This window comes from Rhodococcus sp. ARC_M6, from assembly GCF_022810305.1.
Classification (GTDB): Bacteria; Actinomycetota; Actinomycetes; order Mycobacteriales; family Mycobacteriaceae; genus Rhodococcus_F.
Genome location: NZ_JALGQH010000014.1, coordinates 72,091 through 92,394, shown reverse-complemented (window position 1 = coordinate 92,394; position 20,304 = coordinate 72,091). Strand labels below are relative to the sequence as shown.

General features: G+C 61.0%; 20 protein-coding genes. 9 read left to right on the top strand and 11 right to left on the bottom strand.

All coding sequences use genetic code 11. From position 1 onward, the window contains the following. Positions 1–34 precede the first annotated feature (34 nt). On the top strand, positions 35–460 hold the full coding sequence (locus MTX36_RS16345; RefSeq protein WP_243620786.1) for a VOC family protein: 426 nt from the start codon (positions 35–37) through the stop codon (positions 458–460). Here MTX36_RS16345 and MTX36_RS16340 read toward each other — a convergent pair. Together MTX36_RS16340 and MTX36_RS16335 are read right to left on the bottom strand one after the other, a co-directional pair. Next, entirely contained in the window at positions 457–1,467 is a 1,011-nt protein-coding gene (locus tag MTX36_RS16340; protein WP_243620785.1) for an AraC family transcriptional regulator, read from the bottom strand. The two genes, MTX36_RS16345 and MTX36_RS16340, sit on opposite strands and share 4 nt — an antisense overlap. Then, complete coding sequence (locus MTX36_RS16335; protein ID WP_243620784.1) at positions 1,464–2,654, bottom strand: pyridoxal phosphate-dependent aminotransferase; 1,191 nt, start codon at positions 2,652–2,654, stop codon at positions 1,464–1,466. Before MTX36_RS16335 ends, MTX36_RS16340 begins: the two co-directional genes overlap by 4 nt. A 137-nt stretch (positions 2,655–2,791) precedes the next feature. Between MTX36_RS16335 and MTX36_RS16330 the strand changes: the two genes are divergently transcribed. The 5 genes from MTX36_RS16330 to MTX36_RS16310 all read left to right on the top strand — a co-directional run bounded on the left by MTX36_RS16330 (position 2,792) and on the right by MTX36_RS16310 (position 6,556). Next, complete coding sequence (locus tag MTX36_RS16330) at positions 2,792–3,370, top strand: carboxymuconolactone decarboxylase family protein (protein WP_243620783.1); 579 nt, start codon at positions 2,792–2,794, stop codon at positions 3,368–3,370. A 99-nt stretch (positions 3,371–3,469) separates the two neighbouring features. Further along, entirely contained in the window at positions 3,470–3,865 is a 396-nt protein-coding gene (locus tag MTX36_RS16325) for a molybdopterin-binding protein (protein WP_243620782.1), read from the top strand. 8 nt (positions 3,866–3,873) lie between these two features. Beyond that, complete coding sequence (gene modA / locus MTX36_RS16320; RefSeq protein ID WP_243620781.1) at positions 3,874–4,668, top strand: molybdate ABC transporter substrate-binding protein; 795 nt, start codon at positions 3,874–3,876, stop codon at positions 4,666–4,668. Further along, the gene (locus tag MTX36_RS16315; RefSeq protein ID WP_243620828.1) at positions 4,668–5,474 is read left to right on the top strand and encodes an ABC transporter permease; all 807 of its coding nucleotides are present in this window, start codon (positions 4,668–4,670) and stop codon (positions 5,472–5,474) included. Before modA ends, MTX36_RS16315 begins: the two co-directional genes overlap by 1 nt. Continuing rightward, entirely contained in the window at positions 5,471–6,556 is a 1,086-nt protein-coding gene (locus tag MTX36_RS16310; protein WP_243620780.1) for a sulfate/molybdate ABC transporter ATP-binding protein, read from the top strand. The genes MTX36_RS16315 and MTX36_RS16310 overlap by 4 nt, the downstream gene beginning before the upstream one ends. On the opposite strand, the gene fadD11 is transcribed toward MTX36_RS16310, so the two are convergent. From fadD11 to MTX36_RS16275, 7 genes are read right to left on the bottom strand one after another with little or no spacing between them, the layout of a single operon-like run. Then, positions 6,532–8,334 (bottom strand): fatty acid--CoA ligase FadD11, encoded by a 1,803-nt coding sequence (fadD11, locus tag MTX36_RS16305; protein ID WP_243620779.1) that lies wholly within the window; start codon positions 8,332–8,334, stop codon positions 6,532–6,534. The two genes, MTX36_RS16310 and fadD11, sit on opposite strands and share 25 nt — an antisense overlap. After that, a complete protein-coding gene (locus tag MTX36_RS16300; RefSeq protein WP_243620778.1) occupies positions 8,331–9,266 on the bottom strand; it encodes an SDR family oxidoreductase in 936 nt (311 codons plus the stop codon). The genes fadD11 and MTX36_RS16300 overlap by 4 nt, the downstream gene beginning before the upstream one ends. A gap of 4 nt (positions 9,267–9,270) precedes the next feature. Next, positions 9,271–10,686 (bottom strand): aldehyde dehydrogenase family protein, encoded by a 1,416-nt coding sequence (locus tag MTX36_RS16295; protein ID WP_243620777.1) that lies wholly within the window; start codon positions 10,684–10,686, stop codon positions 9,271–9,273. Then, positions 10,683–11,186, bottom strand: a complete 504-nt coding sequence (locus MTX36_RS16290; RefSeq protein WP_243620776.1) for an SRPBCC family protein — start codon at positions 11,184–11,186, stop codon at positions 10,683–10,685. The genes MTX36_RS16295 and MTX36_RS16290 overlap by 4 nt, the downstream gene beginning before the upstream one ends. After that, positions 11,183–12,265 carry a PDR/VanB family oxidoreductase gene (locus MTX36_RS16285; protein WP_243620775.1) on the bottom strand — a complete coding sequence of 361 codons (1,083 nt, stop codon included), beginning with the start codon at positions 12,263–12,265 and terminating at the stop codon, positions 11,183–11,185. Before MTX36_RS16285 ends, MTX36_RS16290 begins: the two co-directional genes overlap by 4 nt. A 13-nt stretch (positions 12,266–12,278) precedes the next feature. Continuing rightward, positions 12,279–13,196 carry a metal-dependent hydrolase gene (locus MTX36_RS16280; RefSeq protein WP_243620774.1) on the bottom strand — a complete coding sequence of 306 codons (918 nt, stop codon included), beginning with the start codon at positions 13,194–13,196 and terminating at the stop codon, positions 12,279–12,281. Further along, entirely contained in the window at positions 13,196–14,812 is a 1,617-nt protein-coding gene (locus MTX36_RS16275) for an NAD(P)/FAD-dependent oxidoreductase (protein WP_243620773.1), read from the bottom strand. The genes MTX36_RS16280 and MTX36_RS16275 overlap by 1 nt, the downstream gene beginning before the upstream one ends. A 172-nt stretch (positions 14,813–14,984) precedes the next feature. Between MTX36_RS16275 and MTX36_RS16270 the strand changes: the two genes are divergently transcribed. Next, positions 14,985–15,641: a TetR/AcrR family transcriptional regulator gene (locus MTX36_RS16270; protein ID WP_094271413.1), complete on the top strand. Its 657-nt coding sequence runs from the start codon at positions 14,985–14,987 to the stop codon at positions 15,639–15,641. Continuing rightward, positions 15,638–16,267 (top strand): TetR/AcrR family transcriptional regulator, encoded by a 630-nt coding sequence (locus MTX36_RS16265; protein WP_243620772.1) that lies wholly within the window; start codon positions 15,638–15,640, stop codon positions 16,265–16,267. Before MTX36_RS16270 ends, MTX36_RS16265 begins: the two co-directional genes overlap by 4 nt. Here the strand turns inward: MTX36_RS16265 and MTX36_RS16260 are convergent. Then, a complete protein-coding gene (locus tag MTX36_RS16260; protein ID WP_243620771.1) occupies positions 16,248–17,426 on the bottom strand; it encodes an acyl-CoA dehydrogenase family protein in 1,179 nt (392 codons plus the stop codon). The genes MTX36_RS16265 and MTX36_RS16260 overlap by 20 nt on opposite strands. A gap of 208 nt (positions 17,427–17,634) precedes the next feature. Between MTX36_RS16260 and MTX36_RS30270 the strand changes: the two genes are divergently transcribed. Further along, the gene (locus MTX36_RS30270) at positions 17,635–19,353 is read left to right on the top strand and encodes an FUSC family protein (RefSeq protein ID WP_243620770.1); all 1,719 of its coding nucleotides are present in this window, start codon (positions 17,635–17,637) and stop codon (positions 19,351–19,353) included. Here the strand turns inward: MTX36_RS30270 and MTX36_RS16250 are convergent. Further along, positions 19,329–20,276 carry a sigma-70 family RNA polymerase sigma factor gene (locus tag MTX36_RS16250; protein WP_243620769.1) on the bottom strand — a complete coding sequence of 316 codons (948 nt, stop codon included), beginning with the start codon at positions 20,274–20,276 and terminating at the stop codon, positions 19,329–19,331. The genes MTX36_RS30270 and MTX36_RS16250 overlap by 25 nt on opposite strands. Positions 20,277–20,304 lie beyond the last annotated feature (28 nt).

The window sequence follows — 20,304 nt, the reverse complement described above, 5'->3', positions numbered from 1 at the left end:
ACGGAATGTCGGTGGGCAGCGTTAACGTCAGAACATGGGATATGAATTTCAAGTCACAGTAGATTCTGCACACCCGCATGAGCAGGCTAAATGGTGGGCTAGTGCACTCGGATGGGCAGTCGAGCCGAGCGATGAGGACTTCATCAGAGGCCTCGTCGCCGCTGGTCACGCGCAAGAATCCGACACCACGACGTTCGAGGGCGTGCTCGTCTGGAGAGAAGGCGCCGCTATCAGCGATCCGGAGCATTCGGAACGGCCACGGGTTCTCTTCCAACTCGTGCCGGAATCAAAAACCGTGAAGAACCGCCTCCATTTCGACATCCGGGTGGGGGACAACCGCGAGGATGTGGCCGCCCACCTGGAGACGGTTGGCGCGAAGGTTCTGCACCGTGGACAACAAGGCCCGAGTGTGTGGATCACCATGTCGGACCCGGAAGGCAACGAATTCTGCGTCAGCTAGCGGTAGGAGCTAGGAGTATCGCCGGTCCATCGCTTGAAGGCGCGACGGAAGGCGCTGGGCTCGGAAAATCCGAGGCGGGACGAGAGTAGTTCGACGGACTCGCCGCGTCCCAGTCCGGCGATCGCGATATCTCGGAGCACTTCTTCGCGCAATTGATTCAGTGACGTACCTTCGCGGCGAAGCAACCTTCGCAGATGAGGCACGCTGATCGAGAGCATCTCGGCAATCTCGTCTGCCGTCGAGGTGCGACCCTTCACGCCGAGTTCGATGACTCGACGCACTTGTGCTGATGCTCTGCTGTCGTAGTCGCGCTCAGACATCAGCTGAATCGGAGATTCGCGTAGATACTCCTCGAGGGATTCCTCAGTCTGGATTATCGGTGCCCGCATCGCGGAGTTGTCGAATTCCAAAGCTGCGCGCGATGCACCGAACGTGACGGGTGCACCGAAGATGTAGTCGTAGTCCTGAGCCAACCGGGCATCGGGGGCTGCGTAGGGGAATTCGACGGCGCGAAGTCGCACGCGTTTGCCGATCAGCCAGGCCGCAAAACGGTGAAGCAGGATGAGGACAAAATCGGTTGTAACACGTGCTGCCACATCCGGTTCGGAAATTTCAGCTCTTGGTTGGACGGAAAAACTGATGCGGGTGCTGTCCTCGCCGGTCTCGATCGACAAGGGTGCCAGACCGGGCAATGCGCGGATCACGTCAGCCATCCGGGCGAAGGCGGTACCGAGATCGCGGCAGTGAATCAATGTCAGGCAGATCAGCCGAAATGTTCCTCGTGGAACCGGAGCGCCGCCGAGGCCGAACAATTCGTCGTCGGTGAGTTGCCAGGTGGTTTGAACGAAGGTTGTCACCTGGGCGGGGGTCAGGCGTGCGCGCGGGTCGGACAGGGTGGCGAGGTCAATCCCCGCTGCCCGCAACGCGTTCGACAGATCGATGTTGTTGTCGGGCGAGAACATGAGGTAGCGCTGGACAAATGCTGTGGGGATGGTCCGGGCGCTCATGGGTGAGCGGCTCCCTGCAGCAGATGGAGGCGGCGTGCAGCTTCGGAGAGAATGTGGTCTTGCTTGCAGAACGCAAACCGCACCAGGTGTTTCCAGTTGTCACGGTTGTCGGCAAACACGTCCACCGGGACGGCAGCGACTCCGATGCGTTCCGGAAGCGCACGGCAGAAATCTCCGGCATCGGTTTCGCCCAGGGGGCGAATGTCCGCGAGGAGGAAGTAGGTGCCGCCGCCGGAATGCACGGTGAATCCCGCGTCGGACAGAGCGTCGCTCAGCACGTCACGCTTGGATTGCAGACTGGTTCGGAGGTCTGCGACCCACTGCTGTTCGTTGGTCAATGCGTAGGCCACCGCAGGCTGGAACGGAGCGCCGGCAACAAACGACATGAATTGTTTTGCTGCGCGTACGCCGTCGATGAGCTCACGTGGGCCGATCGCCCATCCAGTCTTCCAGCCTGTGACGTTGAAAGTCTTTGCGGCGCTGGACACTGTGACCGTTCGTTCGCGCATTCCGGGCAACGACGCCATCGGGGTGTGCGTGAGATCGTCGAACACCAGATGCTCGTAGACCTCGTCGCTCAACACGATCAGATCGCGTTCGCACGCAATCTCTGCGAGTGCCCGCAGTTCTGCCTCGGTGAATACAGTTCCCGTGGGGTTGTGGGGGCTGTTGACTACCAGCATCTTCGTGTTCGGGGTGATCGCGGCCTTGACCGCATCGAGGTCGACCACAAATTTGTCACCCGACGTGAGCAGCGGAACGGTACGACGCACGGCGCCGGCCAGGGCCACCGATGCAGCATACGAGTCGTAATACGGCTCGATGAGAACTACTTCTTCTCCCGGTTCCACGAGACCCAGGATTGCCGCGCTGATTGCTTCGGTGGCACCCACCGTGACCAGCACTTCGGAATCGGGGTCGAAACCCAGGCCGTAGCGCGCAAGTCTGTCGGCAGCGATTGCCTGGCGCAGGACGGGCATGCCCGGTCCGGGAGGGTACTGATTGACGCCCTCGGCGATTGCCCGCCTGGCTACCTCGAGCATCGCAGCGGGGCCATCGGTATCGGGAAATCCTTGCCCCAGGTTGACGGCGTCGTGAAGAGTCGCCAGTGCTGTCATCTCAGCGAAGATCGTGGACGCGAACGGCTGCAGACGCGAGACAGTGCGGTTGCGGGGCGTCGAAGGCATCCCTGCAGCTTAGTCGGCTGGAGTTGTATCTTCACATCGCCGCAGGAGGGCTGCCCTGTCACGTTTAGAACTGCTTCCTCGTCCAACTCTGTAGACGGCGTCGAATTACGGCGGCCGAGGAAATCTGGAGGTTTGTGATGACGCGCATTCCATCCGTGGCGCCGACTGATGCCGGCCCACTGATCAAAGTGGCTTACAAGTTCACCGCCCGACAGTTCGGTGAGGTCCCCGAACCTTTTGCAGTTCTCGCCAACCATCGGAAATTGTTTCTCGCCGCAGCCCGTCATGAAATGGCTGTGAAGAAGGCGTCGACGGTCCTACCGGTGAATGTCCGCGAACTTGCCGTCTACCGGGTGGCCTGGACGGTGGGTTGTTCGTGGTGCGTCGACTTCGGCACGATGCTCTCGCGCTTGGACGGCCTCGATGTGGCGAGGTTGAAAGAGATTGCCCATTACCAGGATTCGCCGCTCTACAGCGATGACGAAAAAGCAGCAATCGCCTACGCCGACGCGATGACGGGGGATCCGCACGGTGAGCACGGCGTTACCGACGAGCAGGTGGCGGATCTGGAGCGGCGGTTCGGAAAGGCGGGGGTGGTGGAGTTGACCTATCAGATCGGCCTGGAGAACATGCGCTCCCGGATGTACTCCGCGCTCGGGATTACCGAGCAAGGTTTCAGTACCGACTCCTGCCGTGTCCCGTGGGCGGAAGACTGACCCTGATATATCCGCAGGTGCGTTTCAATTTGCCTATTTGTCACGTATCTGCGGTTGTATTGTCTTGTTTCGTGCAGCGTCACACCCTACGATCACGTGGTGCCCAACATACGAATCCGGGAAGCGGCCGGCCTGCTCGGTGTCAGTGACGACACCGTCCGGCGCTGGGTCGACGGAGGTCAACTGAGCGCCTCGACGGACGACGCGGGCCGCAAGGTCATCGACGGCGCCGAGTTGGCTGTGTTTGCTCGCGCCAATTCCGCGCCCGCTCCGACCGATCCACTGAGCGGTGGGAGTTCGGCGCGCAACAGGTTTGCGGGCCTCGTCACCAAAGTTGTCACAGACAAAGTCATGGCGCAGGTCGAGATGCAATGTGGTCCGTTCACCGTGGTCTCGCTCATGAGTACCGACGCAGTCCGTGAACTCGGTCTCGAAGTCGGCAGCATCGCCGTTGCCGTAGTAAAAGCCACCACTGTCATCGTAGAAACGCCGTAAGGGAAACAATGAAAAGAATTCTCGGAATCGTTGCCGCCGGTGCACTCTCGCTTGCCCTGGTGACTGGATGCAGCAGTCCGGACAGTTCGACGACATCGACCGCGCCTGCGAGTACAGCCGAAAGCGTGACCGGCAACATCACGGTCTTTGCGGCAGCGTCATTGAAGGGAACTTTTACCGAACTCGGCAAGGAATTCGAGTCCGAGAACCCAGGATCCACAGTAACTTTCAGTTTTGCCGGCTCGTCGGACCTCGTTGCGCAGATCATCGCGGGCGCTCCGGCCGATGTATTTGCCTCAGCGGACGCCGCAAACATGAAGAAGGCCACCGACGCCGGCGTCGTAGAAGGAACACCATCGGACTTCGCGAGCAATACCCTCACGATTGTTGTTCCGCCCGGAAATCCGAAGGGCATCACGTCGTTCGCTGATTTGGCGCAAGAGGGAACACAATTGGTGATCTGTGCCCCGCAGGTTCCGTGTGGCGCAGCCACGACGAAGGTCGAAGACGCTACCGGCCAAGCACTGAGGCCGGTCAGTGAGGAATCGTCGGTGACCGACGTGCTGAACAAGGTCACCTCAGGTCAGGCTGATGCCGGAATCGTCTACGTCACGGACGCAAAGTCAGCCGGCGACAAGGTGGAGACCATTGCACTTCCCGAAGCCGCCACGGTGGTCAACCTGTACCAGGTTGCGGTGCTGAAGGATTCGAAGAATGCATCAACCGCAACAAAGTTTGTTGAACTTGTGAAGGGGTCGAAGGGCCTCACTGTTCTGAGTGACGCAGGATTTGCCGCCCCGTGATGCGAATCAAACCGGCAACTCGCGCTCCGCTCGGGTTGCCAGTCTGGATTTATCTCCCCGCGCTGATCGGCGGGGCTTTTGTCATAGTCCCGCTGATAGCGATGATGTCGACCGTTCACTGGTCGCAGTTCTGGCAACTCGTGACCTCGGAATCGTCGATTGCCGCGTTGAAGTTGAGCTTGAAGACGGCCGCTCTGAGCACGATTCTCTGCATTCTCTTTGGCGTCCCGATGGCTGTGGTGCTGGCACGCAGCAGTTTTCGGGGTCTGTCGGTTCTGCGGTCGCTGATCCTCCTACCTCTTGTTTTGCCGCCGGTCGTGGGCGGCATCGCATTGCTCTACACCTTCGGCCGTAAAGGGCTGATCGGTGAGCAGCTGGAGGTGCTCGGAATTCAGATCGCCTTCTCCACGACCGCTGTCGTGTTGGCGCAAACCTTTGTTGCGCTACCCTTCTTGGTGGTGAGCCTCGAAGGCGCGCTGCGTACGGCAGGAACTCGCTACGAGGCCGTGGCCGCGACGCTCGGGGCCAGACCGACCACAGTGCTTCGCAGAGTGACTCTTCCGCTGGTGCTACCCGGCCTCGTTTCGGGTGCGGTCCTGGCGTTTGCCCGAGCACTCGGAGAATTCGGAGCGACGCTGACGTTTGCCGGCAGCCTCCAAGGTGTGACCCGAACCCTGCCGCTGGAAATATATCTGCAGCGCGAGACAGATCCGGATGCAGCCGTGGCACTTTCGCTGGTGCTCGTTGTTGTCGCAGTGGTGATCGTCGTTGCAGTTCGCGGCCGCGGAACGGCGGGATCACTGTGAGCGGACTGCACATCGACGTCGAGATACCGGAACGCGACGTTATCGCCAAGTTCGACGTCGTGGCCGGGGAAGTGACAGCGATTCTCGGGCCCAACGGCGCCGGCAAATCCACAGTGCTGGCTGCTGTTGCAGGACTGCATCATCCACATCGCGGGATGATCGAGCTCAACTCGCGAGTTCTCACGGATACCGCAGCCGGAATCGCCCTGCCGCCGCACAAGCGCGGTACGGCGCTCCTTGCCCAGGACGCACTGCTCTTTCCTCATCTCAGTGCGGCGGACAACGTTGCGTTTGCGCCTCGCAGTGCCGGTCGATCGCGGCGCGAATCGGCGGAGATTGCCCGCCGCTGGCTTGACGCCGTTGATGCCGCTGAACTCGCAGACCGAAAGCCGTCGCAGTTGTCCGGGGGCCAGGCACAGCGGGTTGCCGTCGCGCGGGCGCTGGCGGCAGAACCGGAGTTGCTTCTCCTCGACGAGCCGATGGCGGCACTGGACGTGGCCTCGGCCCCTGCCCTACGGTCGTTGCTGCGCCGGGTATTGCGAACCGGCGAGCGCACAGCCGTTCTGGTGACACATGATGCTCTCGACGCACTTGCTCTCGCGGACGCAGTGGTGGTTATGGACGGTGGGCGGATAGTCGAACGTGGTGACGTACGCACGGTTCTTACGCGTCCACGTAGTGCCTTTGCCGCGAGGATTGCCGGAGTCAACCTCCGAACCGGAGACATGCTGGGGGGTGGCATGATTCGTACTTCGTCCGGTATCGACATTTACGGGATCGCCGAGATTGACGTGCCTCGAGGTAGTTCCGCCGTCGCCGTATTCGAGCCTCGAGCGGTATCCGTCTATCTCGAACCTCCACACGGAAGCCCCCGAAACGCGTTCACTGTGACGGTCGCGGAAATCGAGAACCGGGGAGCCAATGTTCGGGTGCGAGCCGAGGACGAGGCAGGGCAGCCGGGTCTGTCGGCCGATATCACCGCGACCGCAGCGGCCGAGCTCGATTTGATTCCGGGCTCAGCCGCTACGTTTGTCGTGAAAGCTACCGAAACGTTGATCTACGCGCAGGGCGCCGGTTCGTAGAAGTCGCCCGTCCTGGAATCCGTGTAGAGAACGGCGATTTCGACAGAGTACTTCTCCGCGATGGGCTTGCGGCGTAGCTTCATCGTCGGAGTCAGTTCGTCGCTTCCCGGCTCCCAGAACGTGGGCAGTACGCAGAAACGTTTGATCTGCTCCGCCCGCGACAGTCGTGAATTCCCCTCTCCGACAGCAGTAGCAATGGTGTCGACGATCCGGGAGTCCTTGGCCAACACGGCAGCATCTGCCGCCAGTCCCAGCGTGCGTGCGATATCCAGGGCAGCTTCCGCGTTGAGCGTGATCAGTGCAGTGTTGAACGGTCGGCCGTCACCGATTGTGACTACTTCGCCGATGAGCGATGACGACGTCTTGACGGCTGTTTCGATTGCGGCCGGGGACATGTTCTTGCCCGACGCGTTGATGATCAATTCCTTCTTTCGATCGATCACCGTCAGGTATCCGTCGGAATCTGCGGTGACGATGTCACCGGTCGAGAGCCAACCGTCGGAACTGAGTGCCTCAGCAGTCTTTTTCGGCTCGCCGCGATAGCCCTTCATCACCAGCGGGCCGCGTACGAGCAGTTCACCGTCGGACTCGATGCGCATGTCCATGCCGGGAAGAAGTTTTCCGACCGTCCCGAGTTTGGTGGGATCAGCCGGCGCGGTGCTGGCGATGCAGGTCAACTCGGACATGCCCCAGATCTCGGAAATCTGAATACCCAGTGCAGCAAAGAATGCCAGCGTGTCCGGTGGAATTGGAGCGGCACCGGAAATTGCCCATTTCAATTCGGCAAAGCCGAGTTTTGCGCGCAACGCGGACAGGACCATGGAATCTGCCTTGGCATACTCCGCTTCCAATTCCGGGGGAACAACGTCGCCGGTCCGCAACAGCGCGAGGCGCTTGCCTCCCACGGCCAGCGCCCACTGGAGCGCTCCGCGACGTGCGTCGTCGGGTTCGTTGGCCACCGCCAATTCGACTGCAACCTTAAGCTTTTCCCACACTCGGGGAACGCTGCCCCAGATGGTGGGACGGCAGTCCGGAAGTGCGGCCGCGACCATCGAGGGGTCGGGTACCACGGTGATTTCGGTTCCGAACACCATCTGCATGTACAGACACGTCATCCGATCCGCGATGTGCGCGGATGGCATGTACGACGTGATGCGGTCACCGAATTCGACGGGTAGGACTTTGCTGACCGCGTTGGTTTCGAACAACATGGCGGTATGCGTCGACTCGACACCCTTGGGGTTTCCGGTGGTTCCGGACGTGTAGATCAAGGTCGCGACGTCAGTGGGTTGTACTGCGTTCCATGTTGATTCGAAGTCGAATGTCTCAGGAGCCCAGGCCTTCAGCTGATCAAGCGTCAGGATTCCGTCCGGAAGATCGGCGTAATCGGCATCGATGACGACAATGGTTTCGACCGATGCCCCTGACTGCTCGACCTTCTCCACGTATTTCGCTTCGCAGATAAGAACCCGCGCACCCGAGTTGGTGAGAATGTGGCGGATGGCTTCGGGCGAAGATGTGTTGTAGATGGAAAAAGCGGTGGCTCCGACGTGCTGGGCACCCACGTCGATCGGATAGAACTCGATCCGGTTACCCATCATCAGGGCAACGGTGTCGCCCCGTTCGACTCCGATCCCGGTCAATCCCGCTGCAACGTCACGGACCTGATCGGCGTAGTCGCGCCACGTCAAAGTCTGGGTACCACCGATGGTTCTCACGGCGACGGCGTCGGGCGCCACGGCGGAGACTCGTTGGAAGGCTGAACACAGTGTGGTCATGAGGCGCTCCTGGATCTGGTGGTGTTGTCGGTTCTTGTCTCGAGTTCGCGAATGAGATTCTGTGTCTGCGTATCCCGCGCCAGATAGCTGTCGGCGAGGATGTTGATGAAGCCGCGGCCCCACGCCCACGGTTCCCAGGCAGCGGGCGCCAGCGTTCTGCCGGCGCGGCGCGCGATGGCGTCGGCGATCACTGTTGCCGCGCGCTCCGGGGAGATCCGGTGACGCAGTGGACCGGGAAGCATCGCGTCGAGCTTGCGTCCGATCTCGTCATCGTCGAGCGTTGCCCGCGCCAGTTGTGTATCGACCATTCCGAAGTAGGCAACTCCAGCAGTCGCGCCATGGCCAGCTACTTCCAAACGCAGTGCGCGGCCCAGAGCTTCGACACCGGCCTTGCTGATCATGTACGACGCGCCACCAACCCCGGGCGCAAACGATGCTGCCGACGACACGACAACGATGTGCCCGCGATTGCGAACGACCTCGTCGATCAGTGGATGCACGGTGTTGAACACACCGATCAGATTGACGTCGATGACCCGGTCGAATTCAGCCGGGTCGATCTGCCTCAATGTTGCCGGGGGAGGAGTGATTCCGGCATTGGCCACCACCACATCTACTCGTCCTTGTTGGTTCACGACTGAGTCCGCGGCCGCTCTCATGGCCTCGCGATCGCGAACGTCAGCTGTCACCGTCACCACGCGGTCCGAGCCCAACGCGGTCTTGGCCGCAGCGAGCGACGATCCATTCACATCGACGAGTGCCACAGTTGCGCCGCGCGAGTGCACTGTGCGAGCCAGGGCAAATCCGATGCCGTCCCCGCCCCCGGTGATCAGGACAACCTTTCCGGAGACGTTGTAGTCGACTCGCCGACCCGGCAACGGAATGCCGAGATCGCGGACCGTGCCCGTCACTGCTGACCAGCGTCCTGTCATCTTTTCAGTGCCTTCCGTGTAGTGCGCGAATGAGAACCCTGATCAGCGAATCGATTCGGGTGGTACGACGGAATGTCGTCAGCGGTAGCAACGAGGGGAATCGCTGGCGACTCAGGGCCCGAGCGTAGGTGAATTCCTTGAGTCCGTCGGCGCCGTGGACGCGTCCGAATCCGGACTCGCCGACACCACCGAGCGGAAGGTTGGGAATTGCGGCGTACATGACGTATGAATTCACCGAAGCGCCTCCGGAACGAATCCGGTCTGCGATGGCAACGCCGCTCTTGCTGAATACGCTGAGCCCTAACGCATATCGCGACGCGTTGGTGTGCATGATCGCCTCGTCCATGGTGCGGACTTTGGCGATGGTCATCGTCGGGCCGAAGGTTTCTTCGGTGACGGCAAGGCTGTCTTCGGGTACGTCGACCAGAATTGTCGGCTGTACGTATTGGCCTGAGATTGCATCCGGCCCGCCCAGGACTACTCGTCCACCCTTCGCAACCGCATCCGTCAGATGACGGCGGATGATATCCACTTGCGACGGCATCGTGATGGGGCCGATTTTGTCCTGCGCGCCCGAGCCCGATCGGATCTTCGACGCCAAAGCAATTGTCTTGTCAAGGAACTCGTCGTAGACGTCTTCGTGCACGTAGACACGCTCGACACCGAGACACGTCTGACCCGAGTTGGACAGTGCGCCCCAGACCGCGGCATCGGCTGCCGCATCGACGTTGCCAGTCGAGTCGAGAATCAACGCATCTTTCCCACCGCACTCCATGAGTACGGGAGTGAGAGTCTCGGCGCAGGCTGCCATGACCTTTTTGCCGGTCGCGGTGGATCCGGTGAAACCGATCTTGTCCACGCCGGACCGGCATAACTCTGCTCCGACAGATCCGTCACCGGTGATCACCTGCAGTGCCGAATGCTCGGGTACGACCTCCGCGAAGGCACGCCCCAACCACTCGCCGACACCCGGCGCGAACTCACTCGGCTTGTAGACCACGGCATTGCCGGCGGCCAGAGCAAACGAAATGGATCCCAGCGGAGTGAAAATCGGATAGTTCCACGGGCCGATCACCCCGACCACACCGAGTGGCCGGTACTCCAGGCTCGCAGCCTGATTGATCGTGAGCAAGCTCGATCGGACCGACCGTCGGCCGAGCACCTTGCCCGCATTCTTCGACGCCCAGGCGAGGTGCTCGAGAGCCATCGCAATTTCGAGCATCGCGTCGGGGCGCGGCTTACCCATCTCGAGATGAATGATCTCCGCTAGTTCCGGTGCTCGGCGTGCGATGATTCCGCGCCACCGGTCCAGACGTTGGGCGCGCTCGTCAAATGCCAGTCCGGCCCACCACGTAGCAGCGACACGAGCAGTGCGAACGGCGTCGGCCACATCGGTGCCGCGTTCGATAGTTGTCTTCATCTCCGGACTCCTTGGCGTGCGTGGTCAATGGCGCCCTGCGCCCATCCCTTGGTGACACGGTGGAGGACCGGCCGTGAGAGCGCGAGCGCCGGCGAGAACCATCGCTGTGGTTCTACGGCAAAGGTCCAGGTGAGGCGGCTTCCGCCCGGAATCTGTTGCACCAGGACGTCTTCGGCGAACTTGCGGAATCCGGGAAGCGAGGCAGCCTCGACATAGAATGACATCTGCGTTCCTTCGTCCCAGCGAAAGAACCTTTCCTTCAAGGAGGCAACACCGCCGGCGGCTTCGACAACGCGAGTCGAGCCCACCCCGAACGGCCTGGTGGAGGTCCAGTCTGCTCGTGTGAGTCCACGCGCCCAGGACACCAGTGCGTCATCGGCAGTCAATGTGCACCAGAGGTTTTCGGGATCCACGTCACTCTCGATCGCGTGAACGATCGTGATCGGTGCGGATTGGAAGAATGCGGCGTCTGCTTGTTCGAGGGCGTAGGAGCGCTTCACAGGTCCAACACCAAACTTCCACCGGTAGCGCGTGATCGGCAGGTCAGCATGAAATCACTCCGTTCAGTGTCGGTGAGTAAGGTATCGCGGTGATCGACGTTTCCGGAGAGAACGTGTACTTTGCATGTTCCGCAGAATCCCTGCTGACAGGAGTAGGCAACACCCGGGAGGACGCGTCTGACGGCTGCCAAGGTGCTCTCCTTGGTGCCCACGTCGACGGTCACACCAGTTTTGGCCAGGTGGACCGTGAACTCGTTTCCGTCCACCACTGGCAGCGGGGAGAAACGTTCGCTGTGTAGGGAACCGGTGGGGTTGACGGCCACCATGACTTCACGTGCCGAGGACATCAGCGGCGTCGGACCGCAGATATACACCGCAGCGCCCGGCGTGGAAGCGGAGACCATCGATGCGATATCGGGTATTCCGAACTCGTCGTCGGGTCGAATCGTGACCTGTCCGCTGGTGAAGCCCGCGATCTCCGCGAGGAACGGCATGGTGGCCCGAGTTCGGCCGAGATAGTCCAGACTCCAAGGTATTCCACGCTCGTGGCAGCGCCGAATCATGGGGAGAATTGGGGTGATGCCGATTCCGCCGGCAATGAACAGGTACGACGGTGCCTCGACGAGAGGGAAGGCGTTTCGTGGTCCGCGCACATTCAATTGCATGCCGGGCACAACGTCGTGGTGAATCTCGCGTGATCCGCCGTTGCCGTCGGCGATGCGCCGCACGGCAATTCGATAGCAGGACAGATCGCCAGGATCTCCGCACAGTGAATACTGCCGCTGCTTGCCGGAGGGCAGGTAGACGTCGAGGTGTGCTCCGGGAATCCACGCCGGAAGGGCTTCTCCGTCGGGGGCAGTCAGGGTAATGCTGACAACGTCCTCGCATTCCGACTGTACCGACGACACTTCGAGTATCATGTCGAACCCGCTGTAGCGAACAGGTTTCGGGCGGGAAAGCAGGGGCGCCGCAGCACTGGCGGCAAAGATGCGGCGGTAGGCGTCGGTCGCCTGAGCGGCCAGTCGAAACGACCGGGGTGGGTCGAAAGACGTGGCGTGGTCAGCCTTGGTCTTGTTCATCCGTAAGCCCTTTTCAGGAGGTGTGATTCGCGGCCGGCGAACGCGCGAGATAGCGCATCGCGACGTCCATGTCGCCGATCTGTGACGGGTGAAAACTCGGTCGCAGGTACGGAGGCATTTCGGTGATCAAGAACTTGAGATTGGGTACCAGGCCGCGACGCGTCGCGCTGATCAATTGCAGAGGCCAGAAGCGGCCCTTGGCTTTTGACGGATCCTGGCGGAACAGATAGTTCATCGATGCGCCGAACAGCACGATCAGGGTGAAGCTGGCCAGCAGTGCCGTTCGGACACGTCGCGCGTAGCTGCCGTCGACGTACATGTACGCGTCGAAAGCAACGTTCCGATGTTCCACTTCTTCGGCGCCGTGCCATTTGACCATGTCCAGCATCATCGGGTGCATGCCGGCGTTTTCCAATGCAGGATCGGTGAGGAGCCATTCGCCGAAGACCGCGGTGAAGTGCTCCATCGCAGCGAACAAGCCCAGGCGCTCACAGAGCCACGCGTGCTTGGCTTTTCCGCTCAAACCCTTGTCGCCCAGGATCTTGTCCACCAGCCAATCCATGCGGCTCGACATCGGTTCCATGTTCATGCCGAGTTCGGCAAGGTGCTCACGCGCGCCCTTGTGCGACGACGCGTGGGTTGCTTCCTGGCCGACGAAACCCACTACTTCCTCGTGTAGCCGAGGATCCTCGATGAGAGGTAGAGCTTCGGCGAGAGTCGCGGACATGGCGCGCTCGCCCTCCGGGAGGACCAGATGCATGAAGTTGATGACGTGGGTGACCATCGGTTCGTTCGGAACGTAGTGCAGCGGTACACCGTCCCAGTCGAATTCGACGTCACGGGCGGCGATTGCATGAGCCTCGTCGGTATAGCGGCGGGCCCCGGTCGCGGCTACGACGGGCTTGCCTCGAAAAGTATTGATTCCGAGCATCACTGGCTCCTCACGGATTCTCTGAAATTCCCCGTCGCTCCGCTCGCCCCGTCGACATTCCCCCTCGCTCCGCTCGCCCCGTCCTCAACACGAATCGATAATTCGACGACCGGCCACCGTCGCTCGTAATGCGTCAGATCGGCTCGTCGGGTTCGGGCGCGGAAAGAACGGTTGAATCCGCCGTAGAACGTAAAGTTGCGGCCGCCGTCGACGAGGTAGTAGCTGCTGCATCCGCCGGTGTTCCACACGCTGGTCGCGAGCCGCCGGTCCGTCTCGTCCACGAACTCCTGCTGAACGTCGGCACGTACCTCGATAGTGCGAATTCCCTGCTCGTCCATTTGTTGTACGCAACTCGAGATGTACTCGACCTGAGCCTCGATGGTGACGACCTGAGAGGTGTACACCACGGAGTTGGGGCCGAGGATCATGAAGAAATTGGGAAAACCGTTGATCGTCGTGCCGAGGAACGCCTCGCCACTACCGTTCCACGTCTCCGCGATGCTGCGTCCGTTGCGGCCTTTGATGATGCCGAACGACGGGTTGTCGCCCATTTTGAAGCCGGTGCCCATGATGATGGTGTCGACTTCGTGCAATTCTCCGTCGTCGGTGACGATTCCGTTCGAACGAACCCCGGCGATGCCGTCGGTCACGACGTCGACATTGCTTGAAGCCAGCGCGGGATAGTAGGCATTGGAGAAGGTCGGGCGTTTGCAACCGAATGTGAACTGGGGGAGTAGCTTTGCGCGCAGGTTGGGATCTCGGACTTGACGACGCAGATGTGCGCGGCCCAGGGCGCCCAAACCCTTCAGCAAAGCAGGTTTGTACACGAACCCCGGAACCATGGCTTCTTGCAACAGATCGAGGCTCTTACGGGCGATGCGCTGAGCAGCCGGCACTCGCTCGAAAAGCGTGCTGGGCCAACCGGTCATCGGCTGATCGGGATGAGGCAGGATCCACGTGGGTGTTCGCTGGAAGACGGTTAACGTCTGGGCGATCGGTTGTAGCCGCGGAATGATCTGAACTGCAGACGCACCCGTGCCGACTACGGCGATGCGTTCACCGTTCAAATTGTGGTCGTGGTTCCAGTCTGCTGTGTGGAACACCTGGCCTTCGAAGGAATCGAGGCCCGGCAGGTTCGGGACGGCCGGCGCACTGAAAGGGCCGGTGGCGCCAACCAGGAACTGCGCTTCCCAGATGCAGTCCTGAGTGTGGACCCGCCAGAGTTGCCTGTCTTCGTCCCACGATGCGTCGGTGACTTCCTGGCCGCAGTGCAGTCGGTCTTCGAGATCGAACTTCCGCACACAATCGCGGAGATAGTCGTAGATCTCCGGCTGCAGCGGGTACAGGCGGGTCCAGTGGGGATTGGGGGCAAACGAGAAGGAATACAGAATGGACGGGATATCGCACTGTGCGCCTGGGTAGGTGTTGACCTGCCACGTTCCGCCGGGTTCTTGGGCACGTTCGAGGATGACGAAGTCGTCGATCCCAGCCTGTGTGAGGCGAACGGCAGTGCCTATCCCGCCGAAGCCGGCTCCGATGACAACTACTCGGGTGCGGCGAGTTCTCGATTCATCTCGAGGAGTGGCTTGCTTCGCGGTTGTGTCGATCTCAACCATGTGTGACGCCTCCTGATTGGTGCGCGAACAACTGAACGAAGAGTAAGTCTGACATCAGATGATGTCAACAGCGGTTGATGTCAGAATTGGAATTGTTGACGGATGGTGATGTCAGTTATGGAATGGATAACCTGGGGCCCTGGCTATCGCGCCGGAGTGAGAGCATGGAGACATGACGGACACCGAGACTGCACGCAGTGGCCCGCGACGGTGGCGTGGTCTGGAACCAGAAGATCGACGCGCTGCCCGGCGTGCTCAGCTGATCGAAGCCGGAATGCAGATTATGGGCACCGAAGGCGCTGCTGCGGCCACCATGCGCGCGACGTGCCGCGAAGCTGCGCTGACCGAGCGGTACTTCTACGAGAGCTTCGGTAGCCGAGACGAACTGCTGGTCGCGGTACTCGACGAGGTTGTTCTCGGCGCGCGAGACACAATTCTGGCCGCCCTCGAAACCGCACCCGTCGAACCGCCCTTGCTGATTCGACATGTTGTCAAGGCCTTTACCGCCTACGTCACCAAGGACCCGCGGCGCGGCCGCATCATGTTTGTCGAATCCCAGGCCGAACCTGCCCTGTGGGACCGTGGCCGGGAGTTGATGGCAGAGTTCACCAACCCGATTTCCTTCGCGCTCGAAGCGATGTACGGCGGCGAGAAGCGCGATGCCGTCAACTCCGAACTCAACTCGGTCGGACTGTTCGGGGCACTCGCGTTCATCTATCAGGCGCACACTCAGTCCTCCAAGATCTCGCGCAAGCGTCTGGTGGAGCACATCTCGCTGATGATCGAGGCGCAGGCGAGGGTGAACAGCACTCCGGCGGGCAAGGCGTGACCGGAAAACGACTTGGCCCGCAAGATCGGCGCGAACAGATCATTGTCAGTGCCGCAAAGGTTTTCGAGAACAAGTCGTACGCCGACGTGTCGATGACGGAGTTGGCCAAGGCTGCCGGCGTCGGACGTCCACTGCTCAATCACTATTTCGGCTCCAAACGTGATCTGTACCTGGACGTCGTCCGACGGTTTGTCTTCATCCCCGAATTGGCTGTCGAACGCCTTCCACGCTCCGCGAGTGCCGAGAAGCGCATCGGTGCCGTGATCGATCGCTGGCTGGACGTTGCCGGGCGGCACCGCGGCCTGTGGATGTCCACAGTGATGTCCGACGATCTCCGACGCGACCCGGAAATGGACCAGATTCTGCACGATGCGGATTCTGTTGCGGCGCAGCGCATGATGGATGCCCTCGAGTTGCATCCGGGCGGCGAAGATGCGGCTACGGTTCACGCTGCCATCGTTGCGTACGGCGGACTGGCAAAGGCTGCCAGCAAGCAGTGGCTTGTAACCGGGTTGCTGGAGCGTGAACAAGTGCACACGTTGTTGGTGGTCAGCTTGCTTGCCATCGTCCGCGACGTAATCCCCACTCTGGCAACGGATAATGGGGCTACAACGACCTCGCGATGAGATCCTTCATCGTCTCGTTCGATCCGGCGTAGATCCGGGAGATGCGTGCGTCGGCGTACATCTGCGCGATGGGGTATTCGAGAATGTAGCCGTATCCACCATGCAATTGGACACATCGGTCGATTACCGCGCACTGCTGATCGGTGAGCCAGTACTTGGCCATTGCTGCGGTGGACGCGTCGAGTTGCCCGGCAAGGTATTTGACGATGCAGTCGTCGATGAATGTTCGGGAGATCTTGGCGATTGCTGCACATTCGGCAAGCTCGAACCTGGTGTTCTGAAGGTCGAAGAGTGTTTGCCCGAACATGTTTCGCGACTTGGTGTACTCGATGGTCAGTGTCAGAGCGCGTTCGATTGCAGCGGTAGCGGCCACACCGCAGATCAGGCGCTCCGGTAGCAACTGCTGCATTAACTGCACAAATCCTGCGCCCTCGCGGTCGCCGAGGAGATTGGCTGCCGGGACGCGAAGTTGGTCGAAGAACAGTTCGGTGGTGTCCTGGCCTTTCTGTCCGACCTTCTCGAGAATCCGGCCTCGTTCGAAACCTGGTGTGTTGTCGTCGACCTCGGCCACGATCAGCGATACGCCGCGGGCTCCGAGCGTCGGATCGGTTTTGGCGGCAATGATCACCAGATCGCAGTTGCGCCCGTTCGAGATGAATGTCTTTGCGCCGCTGATCAGGTAGTCGTCGCCGTCGCGGACGGCCCGGGTGGTGATGTTCTGCAGGTCCGAGCCGGTGCCGGGTTCCGTCATCGCGATGGCGCCGACCCACTCGCCGCTCGCCAGTTTGGGTAGCCAGTGCAGTTTTTGTTCCTGGGTGCCATAGGCATTGAGATAATGGGGGACGATTCCCGAGTGCACACCGAGTTGGAGTGAGTGGTCACCGGCCATTACCTGCTCGTGGAACAGCACGGCGTCGTGAGCAAAGGTTCCGCCTCCACCGCCGTACTCGACTGGAATGGACATGCTTGCCAGGCCCAGGGTTCCGAGTTCCCGATACACGGACTTGTCGGGAAATCCTTGATCGGCAAATCGCTTCTGATGCGGCGTGACGTGCTTGTCGAAGAAGTTTTGTGCCAGTTCGGCGACGGCGGCCAATTCGTCGTCCATCCACGGTGAACGGAATTCGTCCGTGCGGGTTGCTGTGGATCCTTGCGTCATCGTCGTTCTCCCGATCGGTGCAGTGCGACCCGTACGTGGGACGCTCCGTCAATCATCCACACTGTTGACGAAGTGTCAATAAGCCGTACGTGGCTGGACCCGCTGCGCGGTGGGCTGTACCGCAGGGCAAGAATGGGATGACACAGATAGGGATGCTCACCATTAGAGATACTCACCATTAGAGATACGACGGCACGAAGGACAGATAGTGGACCCCGACGAAGTACGACCAGGGGTTGCCGCAGTGCCAGTGCCGCGTCCGGCCCGTAGCGTCCTGTTCGGACTACCGCCGGTCGGAAACAGATTTCCCGGAGCAGTCCGAGTAGCGCTTGCGCTCGCGATACCGGCGACAATCGCGACGCTTCTGGGTTACGGCTCCGCCTCCCTGTTGGTCGGCTTGGGAGCCTTCGCGTCGATCTACGGTGAGGGTCGGCCGTACCGGAGTCGATGGAAGGCCGTCGGCATCGCAGCTTTGGCGTTGACGATCCTCTCGTTCATCGGTGCTTCGGTAGGCGAACCTGTTCATCGCGCGATTTCCGAGGGATCATCGGAGACGCTTCTCGTACTCGTGGTGCTCGTCATGGCTGTCGTTGTGTCGTCCTGTGCGTTCACCGTCGACGCACTTCGGCTGGGGCCGCCGGGATCGTTCTTTTTGCTGCTGACGACCGAGATCAGTTCCGTGATTGCCACGCCGGGGCAACCGCCCCGGGAAGTTGCCTTGTGGACTGCTGTGGGCGGGGTGAGTGCGGTGGTCGTGTCCATGGCGGGAATCCTGTGGGCGCCCCGAGCCGTTGAGAAAAGTGTCGTCCGGGCTGCCGTTGTCGCTGTCGACGAGTATGTTGCCGCACAACCGAATTACCGGTCGTCGGAGTCGGTGCGGGACAGCCGTCACGCTGCGGCACTGCGACTGCACGACGCCTGGCAGTGCTTGTACCGCGGCGGAATCGCCGGGACGCATCACCCTCTCGCTCGGGAATTGGAACACGCGCAGATAGTGATGGCGAGGACTATCTCCGGCGATCACGATCCGGAGTTGCTGACGGACCCCGCATTTGACGTCGACGACATCGGAGCGCACCCGCCGTTGCCGGATCCGACAATTCGATACAGATTCCTGCGCGCGTGCAATCCGTCGAGTCGTGCGACGATAACCGCTCTGCGTTTGTTGGTGGCATGTACTGCGGCGGGCACCTCCACCGTTCTGCTCGGTATCGACAGGCCTGATTGGGCTGTCATCGCGGCTGCGATGGTTCTCCATCAAGGACCGGATCGAATTCTGGGAACGTATCGCGGCATTCACCGAATCGGTGGGACCATTCTGGGTCTACTGGTGCTCGGCGCGGTGTACCTGTGGAGCCCGACGGGCCTCGTGATCGTCGCCGTATTCGCTGTTCTCATGCTGGGTATCGAGATGTTTCTCGTGCGAAACTACGGCGTCGCAGTCATTTTCATCACCCCGATGGCCATCCTTCTCGGTGCGGCCGGTGGTGCTCACGGAACAGTTGAGCACTTGATCCTGAGTCGAATGCTGGAAACTGCCATCGGAGTAGCGGTGGCGTTGATTGTATTGTGGGGCGTCGGCCGCCACGCGCATCGGCGAACCTTGACTTGGGTCGACGCCCGGGCGCGCAGTGTCCTGCACAAGCTGCTCACCGAGATCCGGGCAAGGCACTATGCGCCGCAAGCTAATTGGTCGGAACTATCCGAGTTACGTCGCGACCTGGATTTCGAACTGCGAGGCAGCGTGATGGCAGGAATCGATGCTGCACACAACGAGCCGGAGTGGGCCACGCAGCGGTGGGCGGAGCACACCGATCTCCATCATCTGGGATCCGATGTGCTGCACAGGCTCTGGTTCGGAACGCCGGTCTCCAAACCTCACCTCGAAGAATGGGAATCGCGCTACTTGCGCTTGGACTCTGTGTGATCGAATACTGATACGCCGCTGAGCTTGTCCGGATTCGCAAGATCATAGGCCGCGCACACGACACCGCCGCGAACCGTGAATCCTGCAACGCGCGTCGGGAACGGCGGATGGTCGTCGTCGCCGGGGGATCCGGCGATGAGGCAGCCGAGTTGACCGTTGACCAAGGCGGGAGAAATCGACATCACCGCGTTCAGTCCGTACTTGCGTACCAGTCCCAGGTAGAACCGTGCGACCCGATCACTGCCGCGCACGATGTTGACCGCGGTGCGGGTCTTGCCGTCGGCGTCGCCGATCAATACGGCATCCGGGTCGAGCGCTGCGATCACGTCATCCAAGTTTCCGCTGGCGATGGCCGCGACCAAGCGTTCCACCGCAGCCGAATGTTCCTCGCTCCCTACTGGTTCGGGAGCTGCGGATGCGGCCTTGCGTGCGCGTGACGCCAGTTGGCGAGCGGCAGCGACTTCGATGCCCAGGATTCGGGCGATATCGGCGAACGGCACGTCGAAGCCGTCGTGCAGGACAAACGCGACTCGTTGCGCAGGAGTGAGGGTATCGAGAACGATCAGTGCGGCTAGCCGGCTCTCTTCCTGCTGCACGACGTAGTCGAGTGGATCGGGAGGCGAGGTTGCCGAGGTCGACGTGACGATCGGTTCCGGAAGCCACTGTCCCACATAACTTTCTCGACGAACGGCCGCAGATTTCAGGCGATCGAGGCAGATTCTTCCGACCACGGTGGTGAGCCATGCGCGTAGTTCACGAATCTCGTGCCCGGCAGCCTTTTCGGATTCTGCATTCTGTAGCCGTATCCACGACTCCTGCACGGCGTCCTGGGCATCGCTGAAACTGCCGGTCAGGCGGTACGCGACGGCCATCAGATGGCCGCGGTGGGATTCGAAGGCCTGCGTAGTCGTCGGCATGTACATTCTTCGAGTCTAGTGAGATTCCGCGCGC